Genomic DNA, 12167 nt, shown 5'->3' on the forward strand with positions numbered 1-12167 from the left:
CCGTCGCGAGCCACGCATCGGGACCAGACGTCCCCTTCGTCTAGAGGCCTAGGACACCGCCCTCTCACGGCGGTAACAGGGGTTCGAATCCCCTAGGGGACGCCATCCACGCGCTGGATGCGTTATTGAGCGCGGGCTTGAAGGTACAACGTCCCCGTCGTCTAGAGGCCTAGGACACCGCCCTTTCACGGCGGCGACACGGGTTCGACTCCCGTCGGGGACGCCACTTTCTTAGTCTTGTAGCTGACATGCTAATTTTTCTCGTAATATTCCCGTTTCATTCTATTGGTCCAGAAGGCCGATAGGATCGTCATCCTTCGACTTCAGTGAATAGAAACTTGAAGCTATACTGACGAAGTTTGAGCGTCGGTATAACTCTTGCTGCGGCTTTAGTTTTGGCATCGAAGCCGGATGCGACAAGAATACCTCGGACTTCGCCGCCTTCCTCAACGAGCACGTCACCCATATAGCTCGCAATCTGAGCCACGGCTTGGTGTCGGGCAGTGCCTGCTTTCAGTTCAATGACAACCGTCCGACCCTGTGCGTCGCGGGCAGTGATATCGATGAAGCCTGACTGAACCGAGCGTTCAGCCCCATCGTCGATGATTGTAAGGCCCGGCTCAAGTTGCTCGATCTCGGTTCGAAGCGCGGCTTGCATGTCTCTTTCGAGGCCAAATGACCTGCCGGCATCGTCCATAACCGCCACAGCGGCGGTTTTTTCCCACTCGAGCGTACCGATGGTGTCGTGGCCGGCGTCTCGGAAGCGCCGGTATCTCTCCACCGCGCCCCTATACGAGGCCAAACCGCTTTGAAGATCGCCGTCGATGGGCAACTTGCTAGGATTTGGGTGGTTGCACCGTTTATCGTCCTTCGAGTAGCGCAGCATGGAGAGCAGGGACTCCATGTGGTCCTTGGCATAGTGCTCATCCAGATCGCCGTGGTGCTCTTCCACGCGTTCGGCGCGGTACAGTTGAGCGCTTACGGTGTTCGAGGCGTATTTCTCCTGCTCCAACCACTCTTTGTACTCTGGCCTCATCTGAGATCCTTAGTGCCTGCCAAATACGAAGAACAGTATAAATATCACAATGGCTGCAAATGTAATGAGGCCCTTTATCCTTTTCTCTCTGTCAATCTGTTGCGCACACTGTTCACAAACGGTGCGAACGCCCGTTCTTTTGCCACTTGAAGAGGATATCCTCTTTCCGAAATAGGTCCCTTTACTAGATCCGGTGTGAACCTCGCGCCGGTACCCGCTGCCGGGAATAGGGGCATCGCAAGTATAACAATGTCTCATATAATCTCCCTAAGCTCTGTATCGGAAACACTCTAATCTCACTTTGATACAGAATTTCAGAGGAGAAGACAACTGAGAGGCGGTGGTTCCTATCGGCCATGATGCGATCTCGCGTCATGGATATGATGACGCGCTCTATGCTTCCACGCACTTGACCGCGTATGTAGTGAATGACGCCGTAGCGAGTTGGTGGGGATGTGGGGAGAGAGATGGTGAGTTGCTCTTAAGCCCACAAGATACCCTTACCCCAACACCCCCGTCCGATACAGCGTCACCCGGATGCCGCCGTTCGACACCGACACCCCGCCTTCCTGGAACGGCAGCTCCGTCGCCTTCGCCAAAGCCGCTTCGTTGGTGATGATTCCCACGCGCCAGCCGGCGAAGCGCGTTTTCAGCGTCTGGCCCATGGCGTGGTAGAGCGGGATCAGGGACTTGCCCTCGCCGATGCGGGCGCCGTAGGGCGGGTTGACGATCACGAGGCCGGGGGGACCCTCGGGCGGGGTCAGGTCGCTGATGGCGTGGTGGGCGAAGTCGGTCCAGGCGGAGACGCCGGCACGCTCGGCGTTGGCGCGGCTCATGGCGATGGCGCCGGCGTCGCGGTCGCTGCCGTGGAAGCGGACAGTGGGCGCGGTGGGCGTGCCGCCGGCGCGCAGGCTCTGCCAGAGGGCGGGGTCGAAATTGGCGAGCTGTTCGAAGGCGAAATGACGGGAACGGCCGGGCTTCAGGCCGGCGGCGATCTCGGCCGCCTCGATGACGAAGGTGCCGGAACCGCACATCGGGTCCACCACGGGGACCGGCTCGCGGCCGTCATAGCCGCACTGGCGCAGGAACAGGGCCGCAAGCGTCTCGCGCATCGGCGCCTTGTTGACAGCCTCCTTGTGGCCGCGCTTGTGCAGCGACTCGCCGGAGCTGTCAACGCTGATGGTGCAGAGGTCGTCGTCGATGCGCGCCTTGATCTGGATGGCGATCTGGACGGCGCGGGTGTCCTCCGCCTCCGCCTCCATATCCTTGGCGGGCTTCTTGCCGGTCGGCTTGGGGGCGGCCTTGACGATGGGGGCGCCGAGTTCCTCGGCGATGGCGCGCTCGATGCGCTGGGCGGCGGCGCCGGCATGGTAGATGCGCGAGGCCTTGCAGGACGCCTCGACCCGCACCGGTACGTCGGCGCGCAGGATCTCTGCCCAGGGAACCCGGCGGGCGCGCTTGTCCAACTGCGCCAGATGCAGGGCGCGGAAGCTGGCGATGCGCGCCAGCACGCGGGTGGCGCCGCGCAGCTCCAGATTGGCGCGCCAGACCTCCGGCCAGCCGCCGGTGACCGTCACCCCACCCTTCACGGCGGTGGGGTCGGCGAAGCCGCGGTCGCGCGCCTCGGCGCACAGCACGGATTCCAGGCCGGGAGCGGCCACCAGGAAAATCTCGAAGGGCTGCGCGGCGCCGGTCTTGTCTTGGTCGGTGTTCATCCCGCCTACATAGCCCGAAGGCCGGCCGTCTACGACAGGATTCTCGCAAATCCTTTGGCGCGCGGTCGACCCGGCAATTGACGGCGGGCCGCCGCCCCCTATGATCGGATTGGAACACGAACAATCAAGTCGGCTTTCGATTTCGAACACGGAATCGGCCGGCCAGCAGGGAGACCGCGCGTCATGACCGCAACCGATACCGCCACCGACATCGGCAACTGGCCCGCCGACCTGCTGGCCCGGGAGTTCCGGGACAAGCGGGTGCTGGTCACCGGCAGCAGCCGCGGCATCGGCGCCGCGGTGGCGGCGGCCTTCGCCCAGCTCGGCGCCCGCGTCGCCATCCATGGCCGTGACCGGGCGGCGGTGGAGGCCGTGGCGGCCTCAATGGGTTCGGCCATGGGCAACGGCGTCGTCGGGCTGGCCGGCGATTTCGCCGACAAGGGCCAGACCCGCGCGGTGGTGGAACAGGCGGTGGATCGGCTGGGCGGGCTGGACGTGCTGATCAACAATGCCGGCACCATGCTGGGCCGGGTGGCGCTGGCCGACATCGACGACGGGTTCCTGCAACAGCAGTTCGACCTGAACGCCGCCTCGGCGGTCGTCGCCAGCCGAAGCGCCCTGCCGGCGCTGATCGAGGCGAAGGGGGCCATCGTCAACACCGGCTCCATCTCCGGACGCACCGGCGGCAGCGCCGGCTCGTCGCTCTACAGCGCCGCCAAGGCGTTCCAGGCCAGCCTCGCCCGCTCGCTGGCGACGGAGCTGGCGCCGCACGGCATCCGCGTCAACGCGGTGTCGCCCGGCACCATCGACACCGATTTCCACCAGCGCTACTCGACCGCGGACAAGCTGTCGCAGACCGCGGCGCGCATCCCGCTGAAACGGCTGGGCACGGCCGAGGATTGCGTCGGCGCCTACCTGTTCCTCGCCTCCAACCGGCTGGCGGGCTACATCACCGGCCAAACGATCGAGGTGAATGGCGGTCAGTTCTATAACTAAAGGGTAGTTTTTCGCAATTGCGAAGGTCAAGCTTTGGCAAATTGCAAAGCGATCTCAACGATCTTGGCAAATTGCGAAGGGTTGAGGATCGCTGTCTATTGGAAAGAGGGTGATTTCACAGGGCAGAAAAACACCGCGGCGTTAATGGTCCTTTGGCATTGTTCTTGTAGGGTACCTCGTTGACAACCGATCACCCGAAAGATCGGAAACTTGCCAGCAGCCGGGTCAGAGACGAGGTCCCCAGCCATGAACGCCACCCACCCAGGCCGGCAGTCCGCCGCCCAACCGACCAAAGCCGGCCCCTTCGCCAACCTGCGCACGGCGACCAAGATCTACACCGGCTTCGGCGTGACGCTTGCGCTGCTGGTCGGCTTGGGGGCGGTGTCCTGGTCGGGCTTGCGATCGAGCGACGACGCGCTCCGCCGCTATGCCGGGCAGTCGCATGTCGCCATGGCGGTGGCGGAGGCGGACACCAACATGGCCGACGCCCTGGGGGCGGCGGAGGAGTTCGTGTCGAGCGGCTCCGCCGCTGTGGCCGACCGTTTCCGCGCCGACGTGGACAAGTTCGCCAGGAAGCTGGACTCCGCCACCGCGCGCATGACCAGCGCGACCGACCGTCAGGCGGCGCAGGAGATCGCCAGCCTGCAGAAGACGCTGACCGGCGGCTTCGACCAGCTGGTCGCCGCGCGGACGGAGCGCGACTCCATCGTCGCGTCGGTGGTGAACAAGCTGGGCGCCGACATCCGCCGCACGCTGAGCGAGACGGTCAAGGCGGAGAAGGATCTGGGCGATCTCGACCGCACGGTGAAGGCCGCCGACGTCAGCGAGCAGTATCTGCTGGTCCGCGTGCTGGTCGCCCGCTTCGTGGCGGAGACGCAGGCCGAGGATCTGGCGCGCATCCGCAAGGATCTGGCCGATGTGACCGCCAAGGCCACGGCGCTGCGCGACGCCATGGCGGACGGGCCGGTCAAGGCCAAGCTGTCGGACGCGGTCGCCAAGCTTCCGGCCTATGGCGCCGGCATCGACCGCATCGCCAGCTTGAGCGACCAGCTGAAGTCGCTGAACAATGAGACGCTGGGCAAGGCGGGCAAGGAGATCGGCGACAAGATCGGCCTGATCCGCTCCCACTCCGCCGATTTCCTGTCGCAGCTGGAAAGCAGCGCCGCCGCCGAGGTGAAGGCGGCCGAGGGTCGCGGCACCATGGTGACGGTCGCCGCCCTGCTGATCGGCCTGCTGCTGGCCTGGGCGATTTCGCGGGCGATCACCAGGCCGCTCGGCAACATCACGCGGGCGATGGGCCGTCTGGCCGAAGGCGACCTGAGCGTCGCCGTCACCGACGATGCGCGGCGGGACGAGATCGGCGCGCTGGCCCGTGCGCTCCAGGTCTTCAAGACCAACGCGTATGAGATGGAGCGGATGCGCGAGGCGCAGGAGGAGAGCGAGCGGCAGGCCGCCGCCCAGCGCCGCCAGACCATGATGCAGATGGCCGACACCTTCGAGAGCACGGTGAAGGGCATCGTCGACACCGTCGCCCACGCCGCCACCGGCATGCGCGACGCCGCGACGGAGCTGACCGCCACCGCGCAGGAGGCGAGCGAGCGGTCGCTGCTGGTCGCCTCGGCCTCCGAACAGGCCTCGGCCAACGTACAGACCGTCGCCACCGCGACGGAGGAGCTGTCGGCCTCCATCTCCGAGATCGGCCAGCAGGTGGAGAACTCCACCCGCATCGCCACCCAGGCGGTGGCCGACGCCGACGGCGCCGACCGCACCATGCGCGATCTGGTCTCCGCCGCCGAGCAGATCGGCGCGGTGGTGGAACTCATCAGCGGCATCGCCGCGCAGACCAACCTGCTGGCGCTGAACGCCACCATCGAGGCGGCACGCGCCGGAGAGGCCGGCAAGGGCTTCGCCGTGGTGGCGAGCGAGGTGAAGGCGCTGGCCAGCCAGACCGCGCGCGCCACCGACGAAATCCAGGCCAAGGTGCAGGAGATTCAGCAGACCACCGGCGGCGCCCAGAAGGCCATCGGCAGCATCGGCAAGACCATCGGCCACATGAGCGAGATCACCACCGCCATCGCCGCGGCCATCGAGGAACAGGCCGCCGCCACCCGCGAGATCGCTTCCAGCGTCACCCAGGCGGCGCAGGGCACCGAGGAGGTGTCGAGCAACATCGCCGGCGTCAGCACCGCCGTCCACGAGACCGGCGACGCCGCCGGCCGTGTCCACGGCACCTCCAAGGAATTGGCGGTCGAGGCCGAGCGCCTGCGCCGGGAGGTAGGGACGTTCATCGCGACGGTGCGGGCGGCGTAGGGCGGCGCTATCCCCCTCTCCCCCCCGGGGAGAGGGTCGGGGTGAGGGGGATGCACCGCGTGGATTCTCGGTAAAGGGCCGCCGCGCGCCCCCCTCACCCTAACCCTCTCCCCGCTTTCGGCGGACCGGAGGTCCGCCTGTCGCGTCAGCGCAAACTTAGTTTGCGCGTGAGCGGGGGGGAGAGGGGATTGTCTGCCTGACCCACGCCACCAGCGACGGCAGCGGCATCGCGCCGGCGGTGCGGGCGATCTCGCGGCCATGGTGGACCAGGACCAGCGACGGGATGCTGCGGATGCCGAAGCGGGCGGCGAGGTCGGGAGAGGCCTCGGTGTCGATCTTGGCGAGGCGGACCTGGGGTTCCAGCTGGGCCGCGGCCTGGGTGAAGACGGGGGCCATCATGCGGCAGGGGCCGCACCACTCGGCCCAGAAGTCGATCAGCAGCGGCAGGTCGCCCTTCTCGGCATGGGCGGCGAAGCGGCGGGCGTCGAGCGCCACCGGCTTTCCTTCGAACAGGGCATTGCCGCAGCGGCCGCACTTGCCGCCGCCGAGACGGGCCGGAGGCACGCGGTTCAGCGTATCGCAATGCGGGCAGGCGATGTGCAGGCTGTCGGCGGCTGTGGACGAACCGGGGCCTGTGGAGGAATAGGCGGTGGGCGGCATGGCGGGGCTCCTTCCCCTGGCAGCTTGTCCACCGTCGATGTATGGGGGCGGGGCCGCCCGCTCAAGATGGGCGGGCCTACTCCTGACGGCCCATCAGGCCTTCCAGCTTTGCGAAATCCACATATTGCGCCGGCCGGTCCATCAACAGGTCCGGGGTCGCCTGGGCATTCTCCCGCGCGCATTCGGCGACGTAGCGGGCCAAGAGGTCGCGCATGACCTCGGCCAGAGGCGTCTGCCGCTGGCGTGCGTAATTCTTGGCGACATCTTTGATTCTGCGGTCAACGCGCAAAGAGATCGTCGCCTTCTTTGGATGAAACGGATCTCCGATCATGACGATCCCCCACCAATCTTGCTGATCCACGTTATTTGGATATGCCGGATCGGTGGTGGATACAAGGATCCATGGGAAGGCGGGCGATAAAACTTGGGGATGATAACTTGTGAATTTGTGTGGATAAAATTTCTGCCGGTTTTCTTCTCCACAGAATCTGTGGATAGATGTGTGCGCAATCTCCGAACAGAATCATCCGCACCCTTCCGGCCGGCCCATCCGGCCTGTGGATGAGTGGGTTTGCCTATTTTTTAGGCGTCTTGAGCGCTCTCTCCGGTCCCGGCCCGCCGACCAGCCGCAGCCGGCCGGCCGGCGACAGGTCGGGCAGGATGGACAGCACGGTTTCCTCGGTCAGTTCGCCGATCTGGCGGCGCTTGGCGCGGGCGGCGGAGGTCGCGGCGCGCAGGGAGTCGAAATCCACAGGCTCGGCCTGGAGCAGGACGCGCACCCGCTGCCCGGCCTCGCGATAGTCCTGGGACAGCGCGTCGTAACGCGGGCGCAGCGGCTCGAAGGCGGCGCGCAGGACGGCGGCATCGGCGTCGGACAGGTCGGCGGCCACATGCTCGACGAAGCGGTCGGGCATCGGCCGGTAGGGCGGGGGCGGCGGGTTGCGGATGGTGGCGACCAGCATGGCGCCGAGGAACAGGTTCAGCGCCAGAGACGCCAGGGCCAGCGTCCGCAGGCTGATCCGCTGGCGCAGGCGGGTCAGGGCGGATGGCTGGGGGCGATGGGTGGCGGCGGTACCGCTCATCGGGAGTCTCCGTCGAACAGGGTGACGACCTCGTCGTTCAGCAGGGCCAGTTCCTGGCTGCGCGGCGCGCTGAGGGTAGGGCCGGTGAGCTGGCCGTTCAGCCAACCTCCGGTCAGCCAGCCGAGCGCGAGCAGGGCGACGCAGAAGCCGGCCACCGTCCGCCGCGGCATCCGGCCGAGCAGGAGCACCGCGATGCTGTCCTGCGGCATGCTGCGCGCCGCCTTGCCGACGGCTGCCAGCAGGCGGTCGACGCGGGCGTCCTCCACCGGCGGGGCGGGGGCGGCGAGCAGGCGGTCGAAGGACTGAGCGTCCTCCAGCGCCGTACGCAGGGCGGGAGAGCGGGCGAGCGCGGCGTCGGCCGCGGCGCGCAGTTCGGGCGGCCAGCGCTCCGGCGAGGCGCCGTAATCGTCCAGGTGGCGGAGGAAGTCTTCGTCGGTCATGGCATCCTCCCTCACAGGATCTCGGAGGTGGTGAGCGCGGTCTTCAGCGCGGCGCGGGCGCGAGCCAGCAGCGAGGCGAAGGCGCTCTCGCTCATGGTCAGGATTTCGGCGGCCTGACGCAGGCTGAGCCCCTCCTGGTGGAACAGGACGACGGCGGCGCGCTGGCGGTCGGGCAATGCCGCCAGCGCCCGGTTGACCCGCTCGGCGGTCTGGCGCTCGGCGATGCGGGCCAGCGCGTCGGGGGACTCGTCGGGCGGATCGCCGGCGTCCTCCAGCGGCGACCAGCCGGGGCGGCGGCCACGGTCGATGGCGAGGTTCATGACGATGCGGTAGAGCCATGTGGTGAAGGCGGCGCGCGCCGCGTCCCAGCGGCCGGCATGCTGCCAGACCCGCAGGAAGGCCTCCTGCGCGATCTCGTCGGCGTCGGACGGGTTGCCGGTCATCCGCTGGGCCAGCGCCACGGCGCGGCGCATGTGGCGGGCGGCCAGCCGGTCGAAGGCGGCGGCGTCGCCGCCGGCCACGCGCTCCATCAACCCGTCGTCGCTGTCGGTGTTGTCGGCCACCGGGGCTCCGCTCATGCCGTGGGCGAGAACTATGCCCAAGAGGGGGGATAGGCGCCAGGGGTGCGATCTCTCCCTCTCCCCCCCGGGGAGAGGGGCGGGGTGAGGGGGATGCACAGGGGTGGACTCTCGAGAATCCTCGCCGTGCGCCCCCCTCACCCTAACCCTCTCCCCGGGGGGGAGAGGGGATCTCGCGAGGGTGAGGGAAATCCTGAGGATTACGGAAAGCCTGCCCATCCGCCGCCCCCTATTCCGCCGGGGCGGCGATGGCGGCGCGGCGGGTGCGCCGCAGGGCCAGCCGTTCCAGGGTCAGATAGACCACCGGCGTGGTGTAGAGCGTCAGCATCTGGCTGACCAGAAGGCCGCCGATGATGGCGATGCCGAGCGGCCGGCGGATCTCGCCGCCGGTGCCGTAATCGAAGGCCAGCGGAACGGCGCCGAGCAGCGCCGCCATCGTCGTCATCATGATCGGGCGGAAGCGGACCAGTCCGGCCTCGCGGATCGCCTCCAGGGGCGACAGGCCGCGTTCCCGCTCCGCCTCCAGGGCGAAGTCGATCATCATGATGGCGTTCTTCTTGACGATGCCGATCAGCAGGATGATGCCGATCAGGGCCACGATCGACAGGTCGTAGCCGGTCAGGATCAGCGCGATCAGCGCCCCCAGCCCGGCCGACGGCAGGGTCGACAGGATGGTCAGCGGGTGGATCAGGCTTTCGTAGAGCACCCCCAGCACGATGTAGATGGTGATCAGCGCCGCCAGGATCAGCAGCGGCTGGCTGGACGAGGATTGCTGGAAGGCCCGCGCGTCGCCCTGGAAGCCGGCGCGGATGCTGGCGGGCATGCCGATGTCGTCGGCCGCGCGCTGGATCAGTTCGGTCGCCTGGGACAGCGAGACGCCGGGGGAGAGGTCGAAGGTCAGGTTGGCGACCGGGAAGCCGCTCTGGTGCTGGATGCTGGCGGCCTGGTTGCCGATGACGACGCGCGACACCGCCGACAGGGGCACCATGCCGCTGCGGCCCGACACATAGATGCGCTTCAGGTCGTCGGGGCCGAGCGCCTCGGATGGCGCGACCTCCAGCACCACCTTGTGCTGGTTCTGCGCCAGATACATCGTCGAGACCTGCCGCTGGCCGAAGGCGTCGTAGAGCGTCGCCTCCAGGCTGCTCAACGACACGCCGAGGCGGGTGGCGGCGTCGCGGTCGACGATGACGTTGGCCTGGATGCCGCCGTTCTGGCGGTCGTTGGCGACGTCGACCAGCTCCGGCAGGGTGCGCATCTTTTCCACCAGCTTGGGCGCCCATTCGTTCAGCGCGCCGATGTCGGCGTCCTGCAGGCTGTAGCGGTACTGGCTGCGCCCCTGGAAGCCGCCGACGCGGATGTCCTGCACCGGCATCAGGTAAAGCTGCACCCCCGGCACCCGGCCGGCGCGCTGGCGCAGCCGCTGGGTGACGGTCTGGAGATCGTCACGCTCCGCCTTCGGCTTCAGGCCGATGAAGATCTGGCCGGAATAGGTGCCGCCCGGACCGCCGCCGCCGATGGTTCCGCCGACGCTGTCCACCGCCGGGTCACCGGCCACCGCGTCCTGCAACGCGCGCTGGCGCGTCACCATCGCCTTGAAGGAGATGTCGGGCGGCGGATCGCTGAAGCCGATCAGCAGGCCGGTGTCCTGCTGCGGCACGAAGCCCTTCGGCACCTGCCCGTAGAGCCAGACGCTGACGCCGATGATGGCGAAGGTCGCCGCCAGCATGGTGCGGCGGTGGGCCAGCACCCAGTCCAGCCCGGCGGCATAGAGGCCGAACAGGCGGTCGCCGATCCAGGCGAGCGCACGGGCAAGGCGGCCGGGGGGGCCGCGCTCCGCCTCCGGCGCCAGCAGATGGGCGCACATCATCGGGGTCAGGGTCAGCGACACCACCGCCGAGACGGCGATGGCGACCGACAGCACCACGGCGAATTCGCGGAACAGCCGGCCCTGGATGCCGCCCATGAACAGGATGGGGATGAAGACGGCGACCAGCGACAGGCTGATGGAGATCACGGTGAAGGCGACCTGCCGCGCGCCCTTCACCGCCGCCTCGAACGGCTTGGCGCCCTTTTCGATGTGGCGGACGATGTTCTCGATGACGACGATGGCGTCGTCGACCACGAAGCCGACCGAGATGGTCAGCGCCATCAGCGAGAAATTGTCCAGGCTGTAGCCGACGATCCACATCACGCCGAAGGTGCCGGCCAGCGACAGCGGCACCGACGCCGCCGGGATGACCGTCGCCCACAGCCGGCGCAGGAACAGCGCCATCACCATCACCACCAGCGCCACCGTGACCGCCAGCGTCTTCTGCACGTCGTCGATGGAGGCGCGGATGGTCGGCGTGCGGTCGGTGCGCACCGACAGGCTGACCCCCGGCGGCATCCAGCCGCGCAGCGTCGGCAGCTCCGCCCGGATGCGGTCCACCGTCTCCACCACGTTGGAGCCGGGCTGTTTCTGGATGTTGATCAGGACGGCGCGCTGGCCGTCCTGCCAGGCGGCGGTGCGGCTGTTCTCCGGCGCCTCGATCACCTCGGCGACGTCGCCGAGCCGGATGGTGGCGCCGCTCTTCTCGGTCACGATCAGCTTGCGGTAGGCGTCGGCGCCGAACAGCTGATCGCTGGCGCCGATGGACCAGGATTCATGGGTGCCGTCGAAGCTGCCCTTCGGCCCGTTGGCATTGGCCTGGGAGATGACGCTGCGGATCGATTCCAGGCTGACACCCATGTTGGCGGCCGCGGCGGCGTTGACGCGGACACGCACCGCCGTCTTCTCCGCCCCGTTGATGGAGACCTGGGCCACCCCCTCGATCTGGCTCAGGCGCTGGCCGATGATGCTGTCGGCAAGGTTGTAGAGGTCGGCCGGGGCCAGGGTGGTGGAGGTCATGGCCAGCGTCATCACCGGCGCGTCGGCCGGGTTGATGCGCCGCATCTTGGGCGGGCTGGGCAGGTCGGCCGGCAGGTCGCCGCCGGCGGCGTTGATGGCGGCCTGCACGTCGCGCGACGCCGCCTCGACATCGCGGTTCAGGTCGAACTGCACGACGACGGTGGTGCTGCCGAGCTTGCTGTTGGAGGTCATCTCCGACACGCCGGCGATGCGGGCGAGCCGGCGTTCCAGCGGCGTGGCGACGGAGGCGGCCATGGTCTCCGGGCTGGCGCCGGGCAGCGAGGCGGTGACGATGATGGTGGGGAATTCCACCTGCGGCAGCGGCGCCACCGGCAGGAAGCGGTAGGCCACCATGCCGAGGATCATCAGCCCGACCATCAGCAGCGACGTGCCGACCGGCCGCCGGATGAAGGCGGCGGAGAGCGAGGCGGCGGAGGGGAGAAGATTTGCGGGGAGCATG

Annotated in this window: 10 protein-coding genes and 2 tRNA genes; 4 read left to right on the top strand and 8 right to left on the bottom strand. The window is 67.8% G+C overall.

Translation table 11 applies throughout. The features are described from left to right. Nucleotides 1–29: 29 nt before the first annotated feature. Nucleotides 30–105: transfer RNA gene (locus FZ029_RS21410), tRNA-Glu, on the top strand. Between the two features lie 45 nt (nt 106–150). Then, nucleotides 151–226, top strand: a tRNA-Glu gene (locus FZ029_RS21415). A gap of 84 nt (nt 227–310) precedes the next feature. On the opposite strand, the gene FZ029_RS21420 is transcribed toward FZ029_RS21415, so the two are convergent. Then, the gene (locus FZ029_RS21420; protein WP_149271815.1) at nt 311–1036 is read right to left on the bottom strand and encodes an endonuclease NucS domain-containing protein; all 726 of its coding nucleotides are present in this window, start codon (nt 1034–1036) and stop codon (nt 311–313) included. A 500-nt stretch (nt 1037–1536) separates the two neighbouring features. Then, complete coding sequence (locus tag FZ029_RS21425; protein WP_149271817.1) at nt 1537–2751, bottom strand: class I SAM-dependent RNA methyltransferase; 1215 nt, start codon at nt 2749–2751, stop codon at nt 1537–1539. 183 nt (nt 2752–2934) lie between these two features. Between FZ029_RS21425 and FZ029_RS21430 the strand changes: the two genes are divergently transcribed. Continuing rightward, nucleotides 2935–3747: an SDR family NAD(P)-dependent oxidoreductase gene (locus FZ029_RS21430; RefSeq protein ID WP_149271819.1), complete on the top strand. Its 813-nt coding sequence runs from the start codon at nt 2935–2937 to the stop codon at nt 3745–3747. Between the two features lie 246 nt (nt 3748–3993). Continuing rightward, on the top strand, nt 3994–6057 hold the full coding sequence (locus FZ029_RS21435; RefSeq protein ID WP_149271821.1) for a methyl-accepting chemotaxis protein: 2064 nt from the start codon (nt 3994–3996) through the stop codon (nt 6055–6057). A 156-nt stretch (nt 6058–6213) separates the two neighbouring features. On the opposite strand, the gene trxC is transcribed toward FZ029_RS21435, so the two are convergent. The 6 genes from trxC to FZ029_RS21475 all read right to left on the bottom strand — a co-directional run bounded on the left by trxC (nt 6214) and on the right by FZ029_RS21475 (nt 12166). Further along, nucleotides 6214–6717, bottom strand: coding sequence for a thioredoxin TrxC (gene trxC / locus FZ029_RS21445; RefSeq protein WP_149271822.1), 504 nt, complete (start codon nt 6715–6717; stop codon nt 6214–6216). Between the two features lie 76 nt (nt 6718–6793). Further along, nucleotides 6794–7048, bottom strand: coding sequence for a hypothetical protein (locus FZ029_RS21450; protein ID WP_247892428.1), 255 nt, complete (start codon nt 7046–7048; stop codon nt 6794–6796). A 244-nt stretch (nt 7049–7292) separates the two neighbouring features. Next, on the bottom strand, nt 7293–7799 hold the full coding sequence (locus FZ029_RS21455) for a periplasmic heavy metal sensor (RefSeq protein ID WP_149271826.1): 507 nt from the start codon (nt 7797–7799) through the stop codon (nt 7293–7295). Further along, complete coding sequence (locus tag FZ029_RS21460; RefSeq protein ID WP_247892429.1) at nt 7796–8239, bottom strand: hypothetical protein; 444 nt, start codon at nt 8237–8239, stop codon at nt 7796–7798. The genes FZ029_RS21455 and FZ029_RS21460 overlap by 4 nt, the downstream gene beginning before the upstream one ends. A gap of 11 nt (nt 8240–8250) precedes the next feature. Then, nucleotides 8251–8802 carry an RNA polymerase sigma factor gene (locus FZ029_RS21465; RefSeq protein WP_149271829.1) on the bottom strand — a complete coding sequence of 184 codons (552 nt, stop codon included), beginning with the start codon at nt 8800–8802 and terminating at the stop codon, nt 8251–8253. A gap of 244 nt (nt 8803–9046) precedes the next feature. Beyond that, entirely contained in the window at nt 9047–12166 is a 3120-nt protein-coding gene (locus tag FZ029_RS21475) for an efflux RND transporter permease subunit (protein ID WP_149271831.1), read from the bottom strand. Between the last annotated feature and the right edge of the window lies 1 nt (nt 12167).

The sequence above is a fragment of the Azospirillum sp. Sh1 genome (genome assembly GCF_008365135.1).
GTDB lineage: Bacteria > Pseudomonadota > Alphaproteobacteria > Azospirillales > Azospirillaceae > Azospirillum > Azospirillum oryzae.